Genomic DNA, 21,384 nt, shown 5'->3' with positions numbered 1-21,384 from the left:
GTCAAGTCTCCGCGAATGGCGGGTTGGTCGTCGGCCCCGACCCGCGCCGCCCGCCATGTCGCGCGGCTCAGGCCAGATCACGGGCACACGCCGCACGCAGGGCCGTCAAGCCCTGGCCATCCGGCAGCGCTCTCGCGGGTCTTACTCCGCGGGAGGGGTGGTGGTTCCGGTCGTCGAGGTCGTCGAGCCGCCGCCGCCGCCGCCCGACAGGGCGATCGCCACGCCGCCCCCGATCAGCGCCGCGGCGCCCAGCGCCACCGCCTCCGGGGGAATTCCCGCGGCCTTCTTCTCGGCCGGCACTCCGGCAACCTGGGCATGGCCCGCGACGGGCGACAAGGCCAGCACGACGATCGTGCCAAGGGCGAACGCAACTCGGGTCATCGATTCGATCCTGTTCGTGGTCAATGCCAGGACACTCATTTCGGGCGATCCTGGCTCAGCTTCTCGAGGTTCAGCTCGGCCAGCTTGCCGATCGTGGTGCTCTCGGACTTCGAGGTGCCGTCCTCGATCGTCTCCTTGACGCTGGTATCCTTACCTGTCCGCAGCGCCTTCTGGTACTGCGCCTCGGCGGCGTCCCATTCGCCAAGCTCGTGATGCGAGACCCCGAGCGCGAGCGCGACGGTGCCATCCTCGGGGTATTTGCCCGCCATGTCCATGAACACCGCCCGAGCGTCTGCGTAACGCTGCTGGCGCAGCATCTCGAAGCCGCTCGCGAGATTCTGATCGTATTCGGAGCCCTGAGTGGACGCCCCCCCTCCGCCTGTGGAGCCCGAGCACCCTGCGAGCCCGAGGAACACCGTGGCGGTTACCACTGCTGCAAAACTCTTCACGTCAACCCTCCGTCCAACGAACCATGGACGCCCCGCTACACCCGCCGATCGCGGCGACCACACAAACAGGCATCGTGGATAACATACCCGTGCGTGACTTGGAAAGCTCCGGCATCGCCCGGGCGTGGCGGTGCAGCGGCGGGCTCAGCGCCGCGACGCGGCCGTGCCGAGCTGGTCCGCAAGCACCCTGGCGCGCACCTCCTCGACCGCGCCGGGCGCGAGATCGCCAAGCTGGAAGGGGCCGTAGCTGAGGCGGATCAGCCGGTTGACGGTAAGGCCCACGGCCTCCATCGCGCGGCGGATCTCGCGGTTGCGGCCCTCTCGCAGACCGATGGTGAGCCAGGCATTTGCACCCTGCTGGCGGTCGAGCGTGACCGTCATCGGCTGGAAGCGCTCGCCATCGACGACGATGCCCCGCCGGAGCGGATCGAGCGCCGCGTCTTCGGGGTTGCCATGGACCCGCACGCGATACTTGCGCAGCCAGCCGGTCGAGGGCAGCTCGAGCCGCCGCTTCAACTCGCCGTCATTGGTCAGCAGAAGAAGCCCCTCGGAATTGAGATCGAGCCGCCCGATCGGCATCACCCGCGGCAGGTCGCCCGGCAGGTGGTCGAAGACCGTCTCGCGCCCCTTCTCGTCGCTGGCCGAGGTGACGAGGCCGACCGGCTTGTAGTAGCGCCAGAGCCGCGTCGGCTCGGCCTCGGCAATGGGCCTGCCGTCCACCTCGATGCGGTCGGCGCCGGTCACCGTCACGGCCGGGGTGTCGAGCACCCGGCCGTTCAGGCGGATGCGGCCCTCGACGATCATGCGCTCGGCCTCGCGCCGCGAGGCGACCCCGGCGCGCGCAAGCCGCTTTGCGATCCGCTCGGGCGCATCGGGCGACGCGGGTTCTGGCGCCGCGGGACGGCCGGCCTTGCCCCCGCGCGGGGCGGTGGCGGGCTTCGGGCCGCGTCGGGCGGCGGGGCGGTCGGCGGGAGGCTTCGGCATCCGCCTCCTCTACGCCAAGCCCCGGCGCTTGGCGAGAGGAGAAAGGGGCGTTGCGCCAGTCCCGCCTTTCGGTCCATCGTCGCGCGCCATGGAATTCACATCGCACATGGATCACGCGCTCTGGCAGGCGCGCGCCGCCGCCGGGCGCGGCGAGACGCCGGTCGGCGCGGTCGTCGTCGGCCCCGACGGGCGTGTGCTGGCGGCCGACGGCAACCGTGTGCGCGAGCTTGCCGACCCCACGGCGCATGCCGAGATGCTGGCGATCCGCGCTGCCGCGGCCACGCTGGGGTCGGAACGGCTCACCGGCTGCGACCTCTACGTCACGCTCGAGCCCTGCCCGATGTGCGCGGGCGCGATCTCGCTCGCCCGCATCCGGCGGCTCTATTACGGCGCCGAGGACCCCAAGACCGGCGGCGTCGCCCATGGCGCACGGGTGTTCGGGCACCGCCAGTGCCATCATGTGCCGGAGGTCTATGACGGGATCGGCGCCGGCGAGGCCGGGGCGCTGCTGCGCGACTTCTTCGCCACCCGCCGCAACGGGACTTGAGGGGCGGGCCGGGTCGGTCTAGCTCTGACGGCATGGAGATCATCGAGACGGACATCCTCGTCGCGGGTGGCGGGCTTGCGGGGCTCGCGGCCACCGCACGCTTCGCCGCGGATGGCCTTGGCGCGGTCTGCGTCGATCCCCTGCCGGCCGACGCCGAAGGGCCCGACCTGCGGACCACGGCGTTCCTGATGCCCGCGGTCGAGACCCTCGAGCGCGCGGGCGCGTGGCAGGCGATGGCGGCGGACGCGACGCCGCTCTGGACCATGCGGCTGGTCGATGCCGGGGGCGAGGGGCGCCATGTCCGCGAGGACTGTCCGTTCGAGGCGCGCGAGATGGGCGACTGGCCCTTCGGCTACAACGTCACCAACCGCGCCGCGCGCCGCGCGCTGGCCGAGCGGGTCGCGGCCCTGCCGGGCGCCCGGCTGATCGACCGCGCGACCGTCGCCCGCGTCGTGCGACGCAGCACCGAGGCGGTGGCGGTGCTGGCCGACGGTCGGCAGGTCCGGGCGCGGCTGGTGGTGGCGGCGGACGGGCGCGACTCGGCCCTGCGCGAGGCCGCGGGCATCGCGGCGCGGCGCTGGCATTACGGGCAGAAGACGCTGGTCTTCTGCGTGACCCATCCCGCGCCGCACGAGGGCGTGTCGTCCGAGATCCACCGCACCGGCGGGCCGCTGACGCTGGTGCCGATGCCCGACCTCGATGGCCGGCCCTGCTCGTCGGTCGTCTGGATGGTGCCGGGCCCGCGCGCGGACGAGCTGGCGGCGATGGACGACGCGCGGCTGGGCGTCGAGATCACGGCCGAGACGATGGGGCTGTTCGGTCCTCTCACGGTCGCGAGCCCCCGCGCCGTGTGGCCGATCATCGGCCAGATCGCGGCCCGGCTCGACGCCGAGCGCCTCGCCCTGATCGCCGAGGCCGCCCATGTCATCCCGCCCATCGGCGCGCAGGGGCTGAACATGAGCCTCGCCGACATCGAGACGCTGGCGGGGCTGGTGGCCGAGGCCCACCGCGCCGGGCGCGACATCGGGGCAGCGGACCTGCTCTCGCGCTACCACCGTGCCCGCTGGCTTGAGATGGCCGCGCGCGTGGCGGGGGTGGACCTGCTCAACCGCTTCGCGCAGGCCGAGGCCCAGCCCTTGCGCGACCTGCGCCGGCTGGGGCTGAGGGCAATCCACGGCATCGCGCCGGTGCGGCACCTCGCGATGCGGCTGGGGATGGGGACGCGCTGAGCATCGGCGCACGCGGCTTTCACGCCTGAGGGCATTACCGAGAAAATAATTCAACAAGTGTGATGCGATCTTCGCGCAGAACGTAGCGCGGGCGTGAACCCGCGCCTTCGCGTTTGCCGCGGGAGCCGGCCATGGCCGCCGTCTTGCCCGGATGGCGCGGTTCAAGCGCCCGAATGCCGGTCGCGTGGCCGGGTGCAGCGGAGGAAGACCACGTTCGGCAAGATTCTGAGGACGGCGTTGTCCTGCGAGGCAGGCTCTCTTACCGTCTTCAAGGTCGCGGACGGCTCCCGTCCGGAAGGAGGCTTGGGGCGCCATGCACGACACCGACGAATTCTTCGGCAATCCCGACCAGCGAGCGCTCCTTGCCAGGGCGCGCGCGATGCGGAGCCTGACATCCGGGGATGCACGTTTCTCCTTCTACGGCCGGCAGGTGTCGCTGACGACTCACGCAGCCGATGCACCAAAGATCGTCGCTGCACTCGCCCGGCTGCAGGGGGCGGCGAGCTGCATCTACGTACCGGGCGAGGCGGCCGAGGGTTTCCGTGCCGCCATCGCCGCGCGCGGCATGAAGACCGACGAATTCCGCGTGTTGCACGGTGCCGCGGACGCGGTGGCGGCGAGCCGGGCGGTGATGGCGTCGCAGGCGCTGCCGGACGATCTTGCCGTCACCGAGATCGGGCCGGACACGCCGGGCGACTTCCTGGAAGCGGTGAGCCGGCTGACGGACGCCTGCGGTGTCCTCCTGCCCATGGGTTCGGTCATGCGCGGGACCGAGAAGCCCAGCGTTTGCCTGGTTGCCTGCGAGCCGGGCGGCGCGCCTGTCGCGACCGCGGCCTCGGTCGCGCTCAACCACCCCGACGGCGCCTTCCCCGATGACGCCTGGTGGGGAATGCTCGCGACGCGCGCGGACCGCCGAGGCCAGGGGATCGCGCGCATCCTGGGAGCGATGGCGCTCGTCGCCATGCACGAGCGCCACGGCTTTCCGGGGTTCATGACGGGGGTGCGGGAGGGGAACACGGCGTCTGAGCGGCTCTGCGCGCAACTCGGCGTCGTCCCCTCGGACTACCGCGTCATCGTCGCCATCGACCCGGAGAGCTTTTCGGGCGGGCGCGTCACCAAGTGAGGCCGGCGGGGGCGGCGCGCGCGAGGCTCGCCCCGCGAGCTGAGGGCGCGCCCCGGCCTTGCGGCCGGGGCGCGCGATGTCTGGTCACTTCAGCGCGGCGTCCGTGATCTCGTGCGTCCATGCGCCCTCTGGCGCCTTGGTGATCACCGGGTCCGAGCCGCCGCCGAGCAGCGTCGCCACCGTGCGCTCGTAATCGGCCACATCGAGGGTGCCGTCCGAGCCCGCGGTGAGCTTGGCGATCTCGCCCATCATGCGCTTCTGGTGCTTCTCGGTCTGGGCGCCGGTCGCGTCGTTCTCGAGCACGATCTCGGCGGCGTCGTCAGGGTTCTCCTCGGCCCATTTCCAGCCCTTCATCGAGGCACGCACGAAGCGGACCATGCGGTCGCGGAACGCCTCGTCCTTCAGCTTGTCCTCGAGCACGTAGATGCCGTCCTCGAGCGTCGCGACCCCCTGGTCCTCGTACTTGAAGACGATCAGGTCCTCGGGCGCGATGCCCGCGTCGATCACCTGCCAGTACTCGTTGTAGGTCATGGTCGAGATGCAGTCGGCCTGCTTCTGCAGCAGCGGATCGACGTTGAAGCCCTGCTTCAGCACCGTCACGCCGCCCGCCGAGCCGTCGGTCGGGATGCCCAGCTTCGCCATCCAGCTGAGGAACGGATACTCGTTGCCGAAGAACCAGACGCCCAGCGTGCGACCGGGGAAGTCGCCGCGGCCGGTCACGCCCGACTCCTTGAGGCAGGTCAGCATCATGCCCGAGGACTTGAAGGGCTGGGCGATGTTGACCACCGGCAGCCCCTTCTCGCGGGTCGCCAGCGCCGAGGGCATCCAGTCGATGATCACGTCGGCGCCGCCGCCGGCCAGCACCTGCGCGGGCGCGATGTCGGGCCCGCCGGGCTTGATCTCGACGTCGAGGCCTTCCGCCTCGTAGAAGCCCTTGTCCTTGGCGACGTAGTAGCCGGCGAACTGGGCCTGGGTCACCCATTTGAGCTGGAGCGTGACCTTGTCGGCCGCGCTCGCCGCCCCCGAAGCCATCGCCAGTGCGCCCGCCAGCGCCAGTCCGATCACCTTTCTCATCGTGGTTCTCCCTGTCGTGAACCTTTTCGTTACCGGCCCGAGCCCCGGACCGAGGGGTGCCAGAAGGTCACCGCGCGCTCGATCAGCACCACGGCGCCGTAGGAGGCCGAGCCCGCCAGCGCCGCCACCGCGATCGAGGCCCAGACCATGTCGATGTTCATCCGACCCACCTCGGTCGAGATGCGGAAGCCCATGCCCACCACGGGCGTGCCGAAGAACTCCGCCACGATTGCCCCGATCAGCGCAAGGGTCGAGCAGATCTTGAGCCCGTTGAAGATGAAGGGCGCGGCGGCAGGAAGGCGCAGGCGGAACATCGTCTGCCAGTAGGACGCCGCCCAGGTGCGCATCAGGTCCGCCTGCATCCGGTCGGCGGCCTTCAGCCCCTCGACCGTGTTTACCAGCATCGGGAAGAAGCACATCACCACCACGACCGCGGCCTTCGAGGGCCAGTCGAAGCCGAACCACATCACCATGATCGGCGCGATGCCGATGATCGGCAGCGCGGCCACGAGATTGCCGACGGGCAGCAGCCCCCGTTGCAGGAAGGGCGAGCGGTCGATGGCGATGGCGGTCAGGAACGCCGCACCGCAGCCGAGCCCGTAGCCGATCAGCGCGCCCTTCAGATACGTCTGGCGAAAATCGGCCCAGAGGATCGCGGTCGAGCCCGTCAGCCGCTCCCAGATCATCGAGGGGGGCGGCAGCAGCACGGCGGGCACCGCGAAGGCCCGCGTCATCACCTCCCACACCAGGATGAGCGTGAGACCGAAGACGAGCGGCACGGCGATGCGCACGGCCCGCGGCGCGGGGTCGGTGCGTGCGAGCCGCTCGTTCATCATCCATGCCGCGAGGGCCGCCGCGAGCCCGAGCCCCGCGGCAAGCCCCGAACGCTCGCCCGCCTCGGGAAGCGCGCGCAGCGCCGTGACGGCAAGGATCAGCGCGAGCGGCGCGGCCATCAGCGCCTGCACGATCCCGCTCATGCCCGCGCCCCCATCCGCCGGTCCACGACCCCCTTGGCGAGCCCGACCGCCGCCACAAGTCCCGCCGCGAGGAAAGCCGCGGCAAACAGCGCCGCCCAGATCTGGATCGTCTGGCCGTAATAGCTGCCCGCCAGAAGCCGCGCCCCCAGCCCCGCGACGGCGCCGGTTGGCAGCTCGCCCACGATGGCGCCGACGAGGGAGGCCGCCACCGCCACCTTCATCGAGGTGAAGAGGTAGGGCAGCGAGGCCGGGAAGCGCAGCTTCCAGAACACCTGCGCACCGCTCGCGGAGTAGGTGGTCATCAGATCGAGCTGCAGCGCGTCGGGCGAGCGCAGCCCCTTGGTCATGCCGACGACCACGGGAAAGAAGCTCAGATACGTCGAGATCATCGCCTTGGGGATGAGGCCGCTGAGCCCGACCGCGTTCAGCACCACGATGATCATCGGCGCGATCGCGAGGATCGGGATGGTCTGGGACGCAATCACCCAGGGCATCACGCTCATGTCCATCGCGCGGTTGTGGATGATGCCGATGGCCAGCGCCATGCCCAGCACGGTGCCCATGACGAAGCCGAGCAGCGTCGCGGAGAGCGTGATCCAGCCGTGGTAGACGAGGCTGCGCTTCGAGGTCACGGATTTCTCGACCGTGGTCTGCCAGATCTCGATGGCCACCTGATGGGGGGCGGGCAGCACCGGGCGTTCCTGCGCCATGGTGGCGGGGATCAGCTCGGCGAGCGTGACCTCCTGCCCGGCGCGGGCCGCCTGATCCCGCACCCAGGGGGCGTTGAGCACGACCGCGCCGAGATACCAGAGCGCGAGGATGATCGCGACGACCGTGGCGACGGGGGCCGCGTGATGCAGGATGCGGCTCACCGGGCGCGCCCCTCAGACGTCATAGCTGTGCCCGGCCCGCAGCCCCTCGCGCACGCGGTGGGCGATCGCGAGGAACTCGGGCGTCTCGCGGATCTCGAGCGGGCGCTCGCGGGGCAGCGTCGAGTCGATCACGTCGGTGACGCGCCCCGGGCGGGGGCTCATCACGACGATGCGGGTCGAGAGATAGACCGCCTCGGGGATCGAGTGGGTGACGAAGCAGACGGTCTTCTGCGTCTTGGCCCAGAGGCGCAACACCTCCTCGTTCAGCCGGTCGCGCACGATCTCGTCGAGCGCGCCGAAGGGCTCGTCCATCAAGAGGATGTCGGCATCGAAGGCCAGCGCACGGGCGATCGAGGCGCGCTGCTGCATGCCGCCCGAGAGTTGCCACGGGAATTTCTTCTCGAAACCCGAAAGCTCGACCAGATCCAGCACGCGTGCGACCCGCTCGGCCTGCTCGGCCTTGGAATAGCCCATGATTTCGAGCGGCAGGCGCACATTGGCGCCGATGGTGCGCCACGGATAGAGCCCTGCGGCCTGAAAGACGTAGCCATAGGCGCGGGCGAGCCGGGCCTCGCGGGGGCTCACGCCGTTCACGGTGATTGCGCCTTCGGTCGGCTGTTCCAGATCGGCCACCACGCGCAGGAAGGTGGTCTTGCCGCAGCCCGAGGGGCCGATGAACGAGACGAAATCGCCGCGCCCGATGGTCAGGTCCACGCCCGTGAGCGCCTGCACCGGGCCGTCGGCGGTCTGGAAGGTCAGGCCCAACGCCTTCGCCTCGATCACCGGGGCCGCGCTTGCCGTGGCCGGAACATCGCCCATATCCAAGTTCGAAGCCGCTGCGGTCATGCGGGAGAACATCCATGTCTGACGTGACGAAGCCCGACTGCCGCGTCATCCGCCCCGATGCCAATTATGCCGGCAGGCAGGGCCTGACCTACCTCGCCGGGATCTCGGCGGAAAGCGCGGGATCGGCGGGGCTGTGCATGCATCTCCTGACCATGCCGCCCGGCGCGCGGGCGAAGGCGCATCTGCACGAGGCGCACGAGACCGCGATCTACATGCTGTCGGGCGAGACCGAGATGTATTACGGCGACGGCCTCGCCCGGCACATCGTGCTGCGCGAGGGCGAGATGCTCTACATTCCCGCGGGCGTGCCGCATCTGCCAATGAACCGCACCGACCGGCCCGCGACCGCGGTGATCGCGCGCACCGACCCCAACGAGCAGGAGAGCGTGGTGCTGCTGCCCCATCTGGACGGCAAGATCCCTTGAGGCGCGCACTCACACCCCCGACGGAATGTTGAGGGGATCGCGCTCGATCCTGCGCGGGGAATTCAGCTCCTTCCACTTCGACAGCGCCCGGTTCGCCGAGTGGAACGGCGGGCGGGGCACGAAGCGGCCGCGGCCGGGCTGGGGCTGGCTGTTCTGGCCCCAGGCGAAGATCACCTCGCCGCGGCTGAGGGTATAGCGCGGCTGGGCGGTGACCTTGCGGCCCTCGAACACGTTGTAGTCGAGGACGGATTTCTGCGTGCTGGCCGAGATGGTCTTGTGGATCGAGGGGTCCCAGACCACGACATCGGCATCCGCCCCCGGCACCAGCGCGCCCTTCTTCGGGTAGATGTTCAGGATCTTTGCGATGTTTGTCGAGGTGGCGGCGACGAATTCCTCGGGCGTCAGCCGCCCGGTGTCCACCCCTTCGGTCCAGAGCACGCCGAGCCGTTCCTCGAGGCCCCCGGTGCCGTTCGGGATGCGGGTGAAGTCGCCGTCGCCCATGTGCTTCTGCGCCGTGGTGAAGGCCGCGTGGTCGGTCGCCACCACCTGCAGCGAGCCCGCGGCGAGGCCGGCCCAGAGGCTCGCCTGATGCTCCTTGTTGCGGAACGGGGGCGACATGACGCGCCGGGCCGCGTGCTCCCAGTCCTTGTTGAAATACTCGCTCTCGTCGAGCGTCAGGAACTGGATCAGCGGCTCGCCATAGACCCGCATCCCCTTCTGGCGCGCGCGGCGGATCGCCTCGTGCGCCTGCTCGCAACTGACATGGACGATGTAGAGCGGCGTGCCCGCGGCATCGGCGATCATGATGGCGCGGTTGGCGGCCTCGCCCTCGACCTCGGGCGGGCGGGAGTAGGCGTGACCCTCGGGCCCGGTGATGCCTTGCGCGAGGTATTTCTTCTGCAGCTCGGCCACGATGTCGCCGTTCTCGGCATGGACCATCGGCAGTGCGCCCAGTTCCTTGCACCGCTGGAAGGACGCGAACATCTCGTCGTCCTCGACCATCAGCGCGCCCTTGTAGGCCATGAAGTGCTTGAAGGAGTTGACGCCCATGTCGACGACCTGGGCCATCTCCTCCCATATGCGCTGGTTCCAGCCGGTGATCGCCATGTGGAAGCCAATGTCCGAGCAGATCTGCGGGCGCGACTTGCGGTGCCATTCGTTGACGGCGTTGACGAGCGAGCCGTCCTCGCCCGGCAGGACAAAATCGACCAGCATGGTGGTGCCGCCCGCCGCCGCCGCCCAGGTGCCGGACTCGAAGGTCTCGGCCGCCGTGGTGCCCATGAAGGGCATTTCCAGGTGGGTGTGCGGGTCGATGCCGCCAGGAATGACGTAGGCCTCGGAGGCGTCGATGGTCTCGTCGCCCTTGAGGTTCTCGCCGATCTCGCGGATCGTCTCGCCGTCGATCAGGACATCGGCCTTGTACTGCCGGTCGGCGGTGACGACGGTGCCGCCCTTGATGACTTTGGTCATGGGGTATCTCCCGTGTTGCTCGCAGCCCCGGGCTTGACCCGGGGCCCCGCGCCGCCCTTCAGAGCGGTATCTGATCGGAGATATCGCGCCATTCGACGTTTCGCGACGCGATCATCTCGTCTTTCCATCCCCGGCGCCAACGCTTGATGCGGTGCTCGCGCATCAACGCCACCTCGAGCGTGTCGTGCATCTCGAACCAGACGAGGGTGTAAATGTTGTATCGTGCCGTGTGCCCGGGCACTGCCTTCGACCAGTGCTGCTCGACGCGCTTGCGAAGATCGCTGGTCGAGCCGACATAGATGGCGCCGCGCGGCCGGGAAGCGAGGATATATACAAAGTAGGGCAAACCGATCTTCCCTTCGGCGATCCGGCTTCCTCTCGCGCCTTTGCGGGCCATCGCTAGGGGCACGCCATTCCCCGGGGGCCCGGGTCAAGCCCGGGACAGCGAAGGGGAAGCGGCCGGCTTTCACTCCACGATCTCCGCCGTCTCGACCACCGCGTGGAACAGGACATTCGCCCCCTTCTCGGCCCATTCGGGCGTGATCTCCTCGGCCTCGTTGTGGCTGAGGCCATCGACGCAAGGGCACATCACCATCGCAGTCGGGGCCACGCGGTTGATCCAGCAGGCGTCGTGGCCCGCGCCCGAGACGATGTCCATGTGGGAATAGCCCAGCCGCTCGGCCGCCTCGCGGATCGCCTTCACGCAGGCCCCGTCGAAGGCGGGCGGGTCGAACTGGCCGACGATCTCGCTCTCGAAGCCGAGGCCAAGCCCCTCGCAGATCTTCGGCGCCCGCTCCATCAGCTCGGCCGCCATGGCCTCGAGCGTCGGCAGGATGTGGCTGCGGAAGTCGATGGTGAAGACCACGCGGCCGGGGATGATGTTGCGCGAGTTGGGGTAGACGTCGATATGGCCGATGGCGCCCACGGCGTTCGGCTGGTGCTTCATCGCGATCTCGTGCACCAGTTCCGTGATCTGCGCGAGGCCGCGGCCCGCATTGCGGCGCATCCGCATGGGCGTCGAGCCGGTGTGGCTCTCCTTCCCCGTCACCGTGCACTGGATCCAGCGCAGGCCCTGGCCGTGGGTGACGACGCCGATATCCTTGCCCTCCTCCTCGAGGATCGGGCCCTGCTCGATGTGGAGCTCGAAGAACGCCTTCATCGGGCGATTGCCCACGGGCTCGTCGCCCTTGAAGCCGATGCGCGCGAGCTCGTCGCCGAAGCGCAGGCCCTTGGCGTCCTCGCGCGCATAGGCCCAGTCCTGGTCGATCACGCCCGCGAAGACCCCCGAGGCCAGCATCGCGGGGGCAAAGCGCGTGCCTTCCTCGTTCGTCCAGTTGGTCACGACGATGGGGTGGCGCGTCTTGATGCCGAGCCGGTTGAGGGTGCGGATCACCTCCAGCCCGCCCAGCACGCCCAGCACGCCGTCATACTTGCCGCCCGTGGGCTGGGTGTCGAGATGCGAGCCCACATAGACCGGGAGCGCGTCGGGATCGGTGCCCTCGCGGCGGGCGAACATGGTTCCCATCTGGTCGACGGCGACCGTCAGCCCCTCGGCCTCGCACCATTTCTGGAACAGGCGGCGGCCCTCGGCATCCTCGTCGGTCAGGGTCTGGCGGTTGTTGCCGCCGGCGATGCCGGGGCCGATCTTCGCCATCTCCATGAGGCTGTCCCAGAGGCGATGGCCGTCGATCCTGAGGTTTTCGCCCGGTGCCGCCATGAGCCCTCTCTCCCCTGTCCGCCCGTTCTTGACCGCTTGGTAAAATCGACGCTATCAAGCCATGTGAGGGGGTCAAGCGCGATTTTGGGCGCCTGGCCGCCGCCGGGCCGCGCCGCGCGGCCGAATGCCCGTGAGGGAGGCAGCGCGTGGCGCAACATCGAGCACCCGAGGCCAGCCTGATCGACGCGCCGGGACGCGCGCCGCGCGCCGCGCGCACCTCGAAGCGCACCCGCATCCAGCGCGAGAACGCCGGGCGCATCATGGAGGCCGCGCTCGACGTCTTCTCGCGCGAGGGCTTCCGCGGCGCCACGATCGACCAGATCGCCGACGCCGCCGACATGTCGAAGCCCAACCTGCTCTACTATTTCCCCGGGAAGGAGGAAGTCTACCGCGCACTCTTGGAGCGGCTGCTCGAGACCTGGCTCGACCCGCTCAGGGCAATGGACCCGAAGGGCGAGCCGGCGCACGAGATCCGCGGCTACATCCGGCGCAAGCTGGAGATGGCCCGCGACTACCCGCGCGAGAGCCGGCTGTTCGCGGGCGAGATCATGCGCGGCGCGCCGCTCCTCGGCGAGGTGCTGCGCGGGCCGCTCAAGAGCCTGGTGGACGAGAAGGCCGCGGTGATCGAGGGCTGGATCGCGGAAGGCAAGCTGGTCGCGCACGACCCCCGGCATCTGATCTTCGCGATCTGGGCCACGACCCAGCATTATGCCGATTTCGACGTGCAGGTGCGCGCGGTTCTGGACGACGAGGGCGAAGGGCGCTTCCACGACGCGGCGCGGTTCCTGGAACGGCTGTTCCTCGACGGCCTCGTGCCGCGCTGAGGCGGCTCAGTCGCGCAGCAGCAGCATGAGCGCGCCCACCGTCGCGGCGACCCCCAGCCAGACGGGCGCGGCCACCCACTGCCCTGCGAACACGCCCTCCAGCAGGATCACGAAGGACGGCACCAGATAGCCATAGGCCATCACCGTGCCGGACTTGAGCCGCATCGTGGCGAACTGCAGCAGGTAGAAGGTTCCGGCCGTGGTGAAGATGCCGAGATAGAGGATCGCCGCCCACACCACCGGCGGCAGCGCCGCCCAGTCGGTCGCCAGCGTCTGCGGAGCCCCCCACAGCCCGATGGCGACGAGCCCGCCCATCAGCGTGCCAAAGGTGAAGACGATCACCGGCTCGCCCCGGTTCAGCCGGCGCACGAGGGGCGTGTAGAAGGCGTGCATCGCGCAACCCACTAAGAAGATCGCCTCGCCCCCCCCGATGTCGAAGCCGAGGATCGCGCCGATGTCGGCACGGAAGATCACCCAGACGGCGCCCATGCCGGCCAGCGAAAGGCTCAGCGCCATGCGCGGCGTGGTGACCTCCCGCAGCAGGATCCAGCCGAACAGCGCGCTCATCGCCGGGATCAGCGTGAAGACCGCCGAGGTCGAGACCGAGTCGGTCAGCCGCAGCGCCACGAACATCAGCACGAAATACCCGCCCAGCAGGCCGCCGAGGACCCCGTAGCGCCAGGGGCTCGCGAAGTGCGCGGGCGTGAGGCGGCGCGCGGCAAGGGCACCGATCACCAGTGCGGCGAGCAGGAAGCGTGCGAAGGTCAGCGCCTCGGGCGCGATGTGCGGCGCGGCGCGCTGGCCGAGCGAGAACGAGACCGAGATCAGCGCCGCGAACAGCAGCATCGCGCCATGCGCGGCCCATGCGCCGCGGGGAATGGCGACCGCAGGCGGCCGTGCGGCGGCGGCGATGTCATCCCTCATGCGCGAACCCTCCCGTCTCGGGACCGCTGTAGCGCAAGCCGGGCACGCTGCACAGCCCGCGCGCGCACCACCCGACACCGCGCGAGCCCGGGTTTTTGCGTCCACTTCGCCGCCGTGATAGCCTTCTCTCTCCAATTCGATCGAATATCGCGCATTGCCGAGGTGGATACGTGTATACGCACATAATGATACCGGTGGACCTGACCCATGCGGAGCAGCTGAAGAAGGCCCTCAGGACGGCAGCAGATCTTGCAAATCATTATGGCATATCAGCGACCTATGTCGGAGTTACTGCCGCGACGCCAAGCGAGATCGCGCACAATCCCGAGGAATACGCGAGGAAGCTCGATGACTTCGCGAGGGCGGAAGCCGCACGTCACGGTCATCAGGTCCGCAGCCGGGCGGTCGTGAGCCACGACCCCACCACGGATCTGGACGCCACACTGCTGCGGGCGGTCGAGGAGACGAGGGCGGACCTCGTCGTCATGGCCTCGCATATCCCGAACATCGCGGACCACCTGTGGCCGTCGAATGGCGGCACCATCGCGACGCATGCGCGCGCTTCGGTCCTGATCGTGCGCTGAGCGCCCCGATGCCGCCGGCACCGGCCCGCCGGCGGCCCGCAACAGTCACGCATCCCAGGGGAGACGAGCATGACGGACGACATCGGCGCGCAGGGCATCCCCGCCCCGGAAGGCGCCGCCAACATCATCGAGACCGACTACGAGATCGGTCAGGACAACATCCAGACGCAGATCGGGCCCTTCGGGCTCGACATCCACAACCCGGTCTTCCTTATCTCGGGTCTGACCATCATCGCATTCGTGTTCCTGACGCTCGCGTTCCAGCAGAGCGTCGAGCCGGTGTTCAACGATCTGCGCGCATGGCTCACGGGCAGCTTCGACTGGTTCTTCCTGCTCGCGGGCAATGTCTTCGTGCTGCTCTGCCTCGTGCTGATCGTGAGCCCCTGGGGCGCGGTCAGGATCGGCGGGAAGGAGGCTGTGCCCGACTATTCCTACCCCGGCTGGTTCGCGATGCTGTTCGCCGCCGGCATGGGCATCGGGTTGATGTTCTACGGCGTGGCCGAGCCGATCTCGCATTTCGGCACGGCCATGGGCGGGGTAAGCGTCGAGGACGGCGCGCGCACCGACTGGGCGCCGCTTGGCGCCGCCGCGGGCAATGCCGAGGAAGCGCGGCGGCTTGGCATGGCGGCCACGATCTTCCACTGGGGGCTGCACCCCTGGGCGATCTATGCTGTCGTGGCGTTGGCGCTCGCGCTCTTTTCCTACAACAAGGGGCTGCCGCTCACGATCCGCTCGGTCTTCTACCCGATCTTCGGCGAGCGGGTCTGGGGCTGGACCGGCCATGTCATCGACATCCTGGCGGTGTTCGCGACGCTGTTCGGGCTTGCCACCTCGCTGGGCTTCGGGGCGGAGCAGGCGAATGCGGGGCTGGAATTCCTGTTCGGGCTGCCGGTCTCGGACGGCTCGAAGGTGTTCCTGATCCTCGCCATCACAGCCGTCGCGCTGACCTCGGTCGTGGCGGGGCTCGACGCGGGGGTCAAGCGGCTCTCCGAAATCAACATGGTGCTGGCGGCGCTGCTGCTGGTGTTCGTGATCCTCGCGGGGCCCACGCTCGCGATCCTCACGGGATTTGGCGCCAACCTCGTAGCCTATGCGGAATATCTGCCGGCGCTCTCGAACCCGTTCGGGCGCGAGGATACCAACTTCGCGCAGGGCTGGACCTCGTTCTACTGGGCGTGGTGGATCTCGTGGTCGCCCTTCGTCGGCATGTTCATCGCGCGCGTGAGCCGCGGGCGCACGGTGCGCGAGTTCATCGTCTGCGTGCTGCTGATCCCCTCGCTGGTCTCGGTCCTTTGGATGACGGCCTTCGGCGGCACGGCGATCAGCCAGATCTTGAGCGACGGCGTCACCGCCGTGCAGGACGCGCCCCTGGAGCTCAAGCTGTTCGAGATGCTGGGCGGCCTGCCGCTCACGGCGATCTCGTCCTTCATCGGGATCGTGCTGGTGATCGTGTTCTTCGTCACCTCGTCGGATTCCGGCAGCCTCGTTATCGACACCATCACCGCCGGCGGCAAGGTCGACGCGCCCTTGCCGCAGCGGGTGTTCTGGTGCGTGTTCGAGGGGCTGGTGGCGATCGCGCTGCTGCTGGGCGGCGGGCTCGGCGCATTGCAGGCGATGGCGGTCTCGACGGGCTTTCCCTTCGCCATCGTGCTGCTGCTCGCGTGCTGGGCGATCATCAAGGGGTTGGCGAGCGAGCCGAGGTGAGGCTCGGGGGAATGGGCCGGCGCGACCGGGGACGGGCGGGGCGGTCCCGGCGGGACCGGCGCGGGGTTCCGCCCCTGACTTCCCGCTGCTTCCGATCGCCTCGCGTCCTCCGATTGCGGTGGCCCGGCGCCGGCTGCGTCCGTAGGATCCCGGGCGGTCAAATCCCGGCCTCGCAGCCGCAGGGAAGCAAATGGACCCACGCCTCCTGATCGTCCTCTATGCCGGCGTGGCGGTGTTGCCGCTTGCGCTCGCCTGGGCGGGTGCCCGGCCGCCCCGATCGTTCTGGGATGAGCTGGCCACGGGCGCAGGCATGCTCGCATTCTCGGTCATCCTGGTCGAGTTCGTCATGTCGGGCCGCTTCCGCGCCGTGTCGGGGCGGATCGGGATGGACGTGACGATGCGGCTGCACCAACTCTTCGCACGTTCGGCGCTGGTGCTGGCGCTGGTGCATCCCTTCCTCTACCGCGCGCCGTTCAACCCACGCTATCCGTGGGACACGACACGCCAGATGACGCTGACGCATGATTTCGGCGCGCTGTGGAGCGGGATCCTCGGCTGGCTCCTGCTGTTCGTGCTGGTGCTTCACGCGATCAACCGGGACCGGATCGACTACCGCTACGAGACATGGCGCCTGATGCACGGGCTCGGCGCCCTGATCGTCTCCGGGCTGATCCTGCACCACACGCTCGAGGCCGGGCGATACAGCGCCGATCCGGCGCTCGCGTGGCTGTGGACGGGTTTGTTCGCGCTTGCCGCGCTGACGCTGGCGCATGTCTACCTGCTGCGGCCGGTCCTGCAGATGCGCGCGCCGTGGCGCGTCGCAACGGTCCGCCCCGCAGCGCTGCAAAGCTGGGAGGTCGTGATCGAGCCGCAGGGCCATGCGGGGCTGGACTACCGGGCCGGGCAGTTCGTCTGGCTCAACCTCGGGCACAGCCCGTTCTCGCTGTCCGAGCACCCGTTCTCGATCGGCTCGGCGCCGGCATCGGGCCCGGCGCTGTCGTTCCTGATCAAGGAGCTTGGCGACTTCACCGCGACTGTCGGCACGATCGCGCCCGGCACGCCAGCCCATATCGACGGGCCGCACGGGACGCTGACGATCGAGGGCAGGGCCGAGCCCGGTATCGCGCTGATCGCGGGCGGGATCGGCGTCGCGCCCCTGCTCGGCATCATGCGCCAGATGCGGCTTGGCGGTGATCATCGGCCGGCGGTGCTGATCTATGGCAACCGGATCGAGGCGCAGATCATCGCGCGTGACGAGCTCGACGCCTTCGCGGCGCAGCCCGGGCGCGAGGTCGTCCATGTGCTCTCGGAGCCTCCGCCGGGCTGGAAGGGCCGCCGCGGCATGGCCGATGCCGCGCTGATGCGCGAGGTCTTCGCCGATCCGGCGCGGCACGGCTGGCTCTACGTGCTCTGCGGGCCGCCACCAATGATGGACGCGGTCGAGGACGCGCTGATCGGGCTGGGCGTCGCGCCAGGACGCATCCTCGTGGAGAGGTTCCAGTATGACTGAGCGGCTGCGCAGGCTCTCGGGGCACCGCAGGATGTCTGCGGTCTATTGGGTCCTGAACGCGGCCGGGCTGGCCGCGCTCCTGGCCTTCGCGCTGCGCGGCTAAGGCGCCCGCGTCGCGATCCGGCGCCCGCGCGCGCCTTGGCGGATCACTCCGCCGCCACGCGCCCCGGGTTGTTGGGATGCGTGCGCCAGTCCTCGTGCCGGTCGCTGACCACCCGTCCGGTGCGCGGATCGACCGTGCCGGCGGGCAGGCGCTCCATGGTGATGCAGTTCTCGACCGGGCAGACATTGACGCACAGGTTGCAGGCCACGCATTCGGCGTCGATCACCTCGAAGACGCGGCCCCCGCCCTCGACGCGCATGGCGATCGCCTGGTGCGAGGTGTCCTCGCAGGCGGCGAAGCAGCGGCCGCACTGGATGCAGGCCGACTGGTCGATCCGCGCCTTGGTGACGTAGTTGAGGTTGAGATACTGCCAGTCGGTGACGTTCGGCACCGCGCGCCCGGTGAAGGCGGCAAGGTCGGCGTGGCCCTTGTCGTCCATCCACAGTTTCAGCCCCGAGATCATCTCCTGCACCACCTTGAAGCCGTAGGTCATGGCCGCGGTGCAGACCTGCACGTTGCCCGCGCCCAGCGCCATGAACTCGGCGGCATCGCGCCAGGTGGTTACGCCGCCGATGCCCGAGATCGGCAGGCCCGCCGTCTCGGGATCGCGGGCGATGTCGGCCACCATGTTGAGCGCGATGGGCTTGACCGCCGGGCCGCAATAGCCGCCATGCGACCCCTTGCCGTCGATCGAGGGCTCGGGGCTGAACGTGTCGAGGTTGACCGACGTGATCGAGGAGACGGTGTTGATCAGGCTCACCGCATCCGCACCGCCCTTCTTCGCTGCGCGGGCGGGATAGCGGATATCTGTGATGTTGGGGGTAAGCTTCACGATCACCGGCATTCGAGTCGCGGCCTTGCACCAGCGGGTGACCATCTCGATGTAGTCCGGCACCTGTCCCACGGCCGAGCCCATGCCGCGTTCCGACATGCCGTGCGGGCAGCCGAAATTGAGCTCGATCCCGTCCGCGCCGGTGTCCTCGACCTTGGCAAGGATCTCGGTCCAGCAATGTTCTTCGCAAGGCACCATCAGCGAGACGACCAGCGCGCGGTCGGGCCAGTCGCGCTTGACGGCCTTGATCTCGTCGAGGTTCACCTGCAGCGGCCGGTCGGTGATGAGCTCGATGTTGTTGAGCCCCAGCACCCGGCGGTCGGCGCCATAGACCACGCCGTAGCGCGGGCCGTTGACGTTGACGATATGCGGGTCGAGCCCCAGCGTCTTCCACACCACCCCGCCCCAGCCGGCCTGATAGGCGCGGCGGACGTTGTATTCCTTGTCGGTGGGCGGCGCCGAGGCCAGCCAGAACGGGTTCGGGGACTTGATCCCCACGAAGTCGCTGCGGATTTCGGCCATGGTCTGAACCTCGCTGTCAGGGGGCGTGCAGGATCATCTCGACGGGCGCGATCAGGCCGGCCTCGATGTTCGCGATCATGTTGGCCACCTTCGCCGCCCGGTTGCCCGCCATCACGAGGTGGACGCCAAGTGCAGGCGGCCCTCCGGCGACCATGCGCCGCTGCACCTCGGCGAAGAAGTCGAGCGCGAAGGCCCGCCGCTCCCGCACTTGGCCTACCCTGAAGCCGGCGGCCTCGGCGGCGTCGCGGTAGTGGTCGGGCGAGCCAAGGAAGGACGTCTCCGGGCCTTCGGCCCAGGGCACGGGAAAGGCGAGCTCGCCCGGTCCGGTTCGCATCACCTCGTAGACGGCGAACGGGCTGCCGGGCCGCAGGACCCGCGCGGCCTCGGCCATCAGCCTCCCCTTGTCGGGAATGTTCATGCCGACATGGAGCAGGGTCGCGGCGTCGAAACTGTCGTCGGCAAAGGGCATCTCGACGGCGCTTCCGACCTCGAAGCCGGTCGCGCCGGTCATGCCGACCAACGCGCTCAGCGCGCGCGCCGTCTCGACGAATTCGGGCGTGAGATCGAGGCCCGTCACGCGGCAGCCGGCCGATCCCGCGATGAACCGCGCCGTGCCGCCGAGGCCCGAGCCGATGTCGAGGACATGATCCTTCGGGCCGAGCGCGATCTGGCCGACCAGTTCGCGCGTCGCCTGGATGCCGCCGATGTGGAACTCGCCGACGGGATCGAGGTGCTCGGGCTTCAGCCGGCCGGGGTCGATCCCCTGCCCGCGCAGGGCATCCAGGATCCGGGCGGTGAGCCCGCCGGTCGTGTAGTGGCCCGCAACGGCGCTCTCTATGGTCATGACGGTGTTCTCCTCCGCCAGCCCCGCTCCCGTGCAGAGTAGCATCCTAACCCATCAGCGCGCGATGGATGCTCTCGGCCGCGTCGCGGCCCTGGGCGACGGCAGTCACCGTGAGGTCCGCGCCGCCCGAGGCGCAGTCGCCCCCGGCCCAGACGCCCCGGCGCGAGGTGCGCCCTGCGGCATCGACCGTGATCTTGCGGCCGTCGAGGTCGAGGCCCGCGAGCGGGCCGGTGACCAGCGTCTGGCCGATGGCGCGGAACACTTGGTCGGCCGCGAGCGTGAAGGTCTCGCCGGTGCCGTGCAGACCCGAGGGGCCGTCGGCGGTGTATTCGAACTCTACCGCCTCGGCCCGGCCATTGCCCAGCACGTGCAGGGGCCGGGCGTTGTAGATCAGGCGCACACCCTTCGAGGCCGCGAGGTCCTGCTCGTAGAGGCTCGCGCTCATGGCGGGCTTGCCGCGGCGGTAGACGATGGTGACCTCCTCGGCGCCCAAGAGCTTCGACTGCACGGCGGCATCGACCGCTGTCATGCCGCCGCCGATCACCACGACGCGACGGCCCACGGGCAGCGCGGTCAGATCCCCCGACTGGCGCAGCCGGGCGATGAAATCGACCGCATCCTCGACGCCCGGCAGGTCGTTGCCCTCGCAGGCCAGCGCGTTCACGGCGCCGAGGCCCATCCCGAGGAACACCGCGTCGTATTCGCCCGCCAACCCGTCGAGCGTCACGTCACGGCCCAAGGCCACGCCCGCGCGCAGCTCGATCCCGCCGATGGCCATCAGCCAATCGAGCTCGGCCTGCGCGAAGCCGTCCACGGTCTTGTAGGCGGCGATCCCGTACTCGTTGAGCCCGCCGCCCTTCGGCCGCGCATCCATCACCACGACATCGTGGCCATGCATGGCCAGCCGGTGCGCGCAGGCAAGCCCCGCAGGCCCGGCCCCCACGACCGCCACGCGCCGGCCCGTGGGCGCTGCGCGGGTGAAGGGGTGGCGGCCTGTGGCCATCTGGGCGTCGGTGGCATAGCGCTGGAGGCGGCCGATCTCGACCGGCCTCTCCTCGGCCGTCATCCGCACGCAGGCTTCCTCGCACAGCGTCTCGGTAGGGCAAACCCGGGCGCACATGCCGCCCAGAATGTTCGCCTCGAAGATCGTCTGGGCCGCCGCGCGCGGCTGGCCGGTCGCGATCTGGCGGATGAACAGCGGGATGTCGATCCCGGTGGGGCACGCCGCGATGCAGGGCGCGTCGTGGCAGAAATAGCAGCGGTCCGCTGCCACCGCCGCCTCGTGCGGGTCGAGGGGGGGATGCAGGTCGCCGAAGTTCTCCGCGATCTCGGCCGCCCCGAGCCGCCCCGCCGCGATCCCTGGCCGATGCGCTGCGCCGTCCATTCGATCCCTCCGCGATGCCGGGTCCACGGGATCACTCTGCCACGGCCAAAAATTTTATC

General features: G+C 69.5%; 21 protein-coding genes and 1 pseudogene. 8 read left to right on the top strand and 14 right to left on the bottom strand.

Going from position 1 to position 21,384, the window contains the following annotated elements:
- Nucleotides 1-141: 141 nt before the first annotated feature.
- The 3 genes and pseudogenes from M1105_RS12535 to M1105_RS12525 form a co-directional block, all read right to left on the bottom strand.
- Nucleotides 142-381, bottom strand: coding sequence for a hypothetical protein (locus M1105_RS12535; protein WP_249580706.1), 240 nt, complete (start codon nucleotides 379-381; stop codon nucleotides 142-144).
- 35 nt (nucleotides 382-416) lie between these two features.
- Nucleotides 417-830 (bottom strand): tetratricopeptide repeat protein, encoded by a 414-nt coding sequence (locus tag M1105_RS12530; RefSeq protein WP_249580705.1) that lies wholly within the window; start codon nucleotides 828-830, stop codon nucleotides 417-419.
- A 165-nt stretch (nucleotides 831-995) separates the two neighbouring features.
- Nucleotides 996-1,814 (bottom strand): annotated as a pseudogene (locus M1105_RS12525) (pseudouridine synthase); the annotation flags it as partial.
- 88 nt (nucleotides 1,815-1,902) lie between these two features.
- Here M1105_RS12525 and M1105_RS12520 point away from each other — a divergent pair.
- From M1105_RS12520 to M1105_RS12510, 3 genes are all read left to right on the top strand, one after another.
- Nucleotides 1,903-2,361: a nucleoside deaminase gene (locus M1105_RS12520; RefSeq protein ID WP_249580704.1), complete on the top strand. Its 459-nt coding sequence runs from the start codon at nucleotides 1,903-1,905 to the stop codon at nucleotides 2,359-2,361.
- A gap of 32 nt (nucleotides 2,362-2,393) precedes the next feature.
- On the top strand, nucleotides 2,394-3,590 hold the full coding sequence (locus M1105_RS12515; RefSeq protein ID WP_249580703.1) for an FAD-dependent monooxygenase: 1,197 nt from the start codon (nucleotides 2,394-2,396) through the stop codon (nucleotides 3,588-3,590).
- A gap of 313 nt (nucleotides 3,591-3,903) precedes the next feature.
- Nucleotides 3,904-4,713: a GNAT family N-acetyltransferase gene (locus M1105_RS12510; protein WP_249580702.1), complete on the top strand. Its 810-nt coding sequence runs from the start codon at nucleotides 3,904-3,906 to the stop codon at nucleotides 4,711-4,713.
- 84 nt (nucleotides 4,714-4,797) lie between these two features.
- On the opposite strand, the gene M1105_RS12505 is transcribed toward M1105_RS12510, so the two are convergent.
- The 4 genes from M1105_RS12505 to M1105_RS12490 all read right to left on the bottom strand — a co-directional run bounded on the left by M1105_RS12505 (nucleotide 4,798) and on the right by M1105_RS12490 (nucleotide 8,455).
- Nucleotides 4,798-5,787 carry an ABC transporter substrate-binding protein gene (locus M1105_RS12505; protein ID WP_249580701.1) on the bottom strand — a complete coding sequence of 330 codons (990 nt, stop codon included), beginning with the start codon at nucleotides 5,785-5,787 and terminating at the stop codon, nucleotides 4,798-4,800.
- A 29-nt stretch (nucleotides 5,788-5,816) separates the two neighbouring features.
- Nucleotides 5,817-6,623 carry an ABC transporter permease gene (locus tag M1105_RS12500; RefSeq protein ID WP_249580791.1) on the bottom strand — a complete coding sequence of 269 codons (807 nt, stop codon included), beginning with the start codon at nucleotides 6,621-6,623 and terminating at the stop codon, nucleotides 5,817-5,819.
- A gap of 137 nt (nucleotides 6,624-6,760) precedes the next feature.
- Nucleotides 6,761-7,627 carry an ABC transporter permease gene (locus M1105_RS12495; RefSeq protein WP_249580790.1) on the bottom strand — a complete coding sequence of 289 codons (867 nt, stop codon included), beginning with the start codon at nucleotides 7,625-7,627 and terminating at the stop codon, nucleotides 6,761-6,763.
- A gap of 21 nt (nucleotides 7,628-7,648) precedes the next feature.
- Nucleotides 7,649-8,455, bottom strand: coding sequence for an ABC transporter ATP-binding protein (locus tag M1105_RS12490; protein ID WP_249580789.1), 807 nt, complete (start codon nucleotides 8,453-8,455; stop codon nucleotides 7,649-7,651).
- Nucleotides 8,456-8,496: 41 nt separating this feature from the next.
- Between M1105_RS12490 and M1105_RS12485 the strand changes: the two genes are divergently transcribed.
- Entirely contained in the window at nucleotides 8,497-8,907 is a 411-nt protein-coding gene (locus tag M1105_RS12485; protein WP_249580700.1) for a cupin domain-containing protein, read from the top strand.
- A 9-nt stretch (nucleotides 8,908-8,916) separates the two neighbouring features.
- Here M1105_RS12485 and hydA read toward each other — a convergent pair whose 3' ends face one another.
- The 3 genes from hydA to M1105_RS12470 form a co-directional block, all read right to left on the bottom strand.
- Nucleotides 8,917-10,377, bottom strand: coding sequence for a dihydropyrimidinase (gene hydA / locus M1105_RS12480; RefSeq protein ID WP_249580699.1), 1,461 nt, complete (start codon nucleotides 10,375-10,377; stop codon nucleotides 8,917-8,919).
- A gap of 58 nt (nucleotides 10,378-10,435) precedes the next feature.
- Entirely contained in the window at nucleotides 10,436-10,774 is a 339-nt protein-coding gene (locus tag M1105_RS12475) for a GIY-YIG nuclease family protein (RefSeq protein WP_249580698.1), read from the bottom strand.
- Between the two features lie 69 nt (nucleotides 10,775-10,843).
- Nucleotides 10,844-12,094: a Zn-dependent hydrolase gene (locus M1105_RS12470; protein ID WP_249580697.1), complete on the bottom strand. Its 1,251-nt coding sequence runs from the start codon at nucleotides 12,092-12,094 to the stop codon at nucleotides 10,844-10,846.
- 260 nt (nucleotides 12,095-12,354) lie between these two features.
- Here M1105_RS12470 and M1105_RS12465 point away from each other — a divergent pair, with 260 nt between their 5' ends.
- A complete protein-coding gene (locus tag M1105_RS12465) occupies nucleotides 12,355-12,918 on the top strand; it encodes a TetR family transcriptional regulator C-terminal domain-containing protein (RefSeq protein ID WP_249580788.1) in 564 nt (187 codons plus the stop codon).
- Between the two features lie 6 nt (nucleotides 12,919-12,924).
- Here the strand turns inward: M1105_RS12465 and M1105_RS12460 are convergent, their stop codons facing one another.
- On the bottom strand, nucleotides 12,925-13,842 hold the full coding sequence (locus M1105_RS12460) for a DMT family transporter (RefSeq protein WP_249580696.1): 918 nt from the start codon (nucleotides 13,840-13,842) through the stop codon (nucleotides 12,925-12,927).
- 170 nt (nucleotides 13,843-14,012) lie between these two features.
- On the opposite strand from M1105_RS12460, the gene M1105_RS12455 reads away from it, so the two are divergent.
- From M1105_RS12455 to M1105_RS12445, 3 genes are all read left to right on the top strand, one after another.
- Entirely contained in the window at nucleotides 14,013-14,426 is a 414-nt protein-coding gene (locus tag M1105_RS12455) for a universal stress protein (RefSeq protein ID WP_249580695.1), read from the top strand.
- 69 nt (nucleotides 14,427-14,495) lie between these two features.
- Nucleotides 14,496-16,130 (top strand): BCCT family transporter, encoded by a 1,635-nt coding sequence (locus tag M1105_RS12450; protein WP_249580694.1) that lies wholly within the window; start codon nucleotides 14,496-14,498, stop codon nucleotides 16,128-16,130.
- A gap of 190 nt (nucleotides 16,131-16,320) precedes the next feature.
- Nucleotides 16,321-17,640, top strand: a complete 1,320-nt coding sequence (locus tag M1105_RS12445) for a ferredoxin reductase family protein (RefSeq protein WP_249580693.1) — start codon at nucleotides 16,321-16,323, stop codon at nucleotides 17,638-17,640.
- A gap of 146 nt (nucleotides 17,641-17,786) precedes the next feature.
- Here the strand turns inward: M1105_RS12445 and preA are convergent, their stop codons facing one another.
- From preA to M1105_RS12430, 3 genes are read right to left on the bottom strand one after another with little or no spacing between them, the layout of a single operon-like run.
- On the bottom strand, nucleotides 17,787-19,097 hold the full coding sequence (preA, locus tag M1105_RS12440; RefSeq protein ID WP_249580692.1) for an NAD-dependent dihydropyrimidine dehydrogenase subunit PreA: 1,311 nt from the start codon (nucleotides 19,095-19,097) through the stop codon (nucleotides 17,787-17,789).
- 16 nt (nucleotides 19,098-19,113) lie between these two features.
- The gene (locus M1105_RS12435) at nucleotides 19,114-19,941 is read right to left on the bottom strand and encodes a class I SAM-dependent methyltransferase (RefSeq protein ID WP_249580691.1); all 828 of its coding nucleotides are present in this window, start codon (nucleotides 19,939-19,941) and stop codon (nucleotides 19,114-19,116) included.
- A gap of 46 nt (nucleotides 19,942-19,987) precedes the next feature.
- The gene (locus M1105_RS12430; RefSeq protein WP_249580690.1) at nucleotides 19,988-21,325 is read right to left on the bottom strand and encodes an NAD(P)-dependent oxidoreductase; all 1,338 of its coding nucleotides are present in this window, start codon (nucleotides 21,323-21,325) and stop codon (nucleotides 19,988-19,990) included.
- Nucleotides 21,326-21,384: the final 59 nt, after the last annotated feature.

This window comes from Thermohalobaculum sediminis (assembly GCF_023487995.1).
Lineage (GTDB): Bacteria > Pseudomonadota > Alphaproteobacteria > Rhodobacterales > Rhodobacteraceae > Thermohalobaculum > Thermohalobaculum sediminis.
The sequence above is the reverse complement of the archived record's forward strand: the minus strand, read 5'-3'. Positions and strand labels throughout refer to the sequence as shown.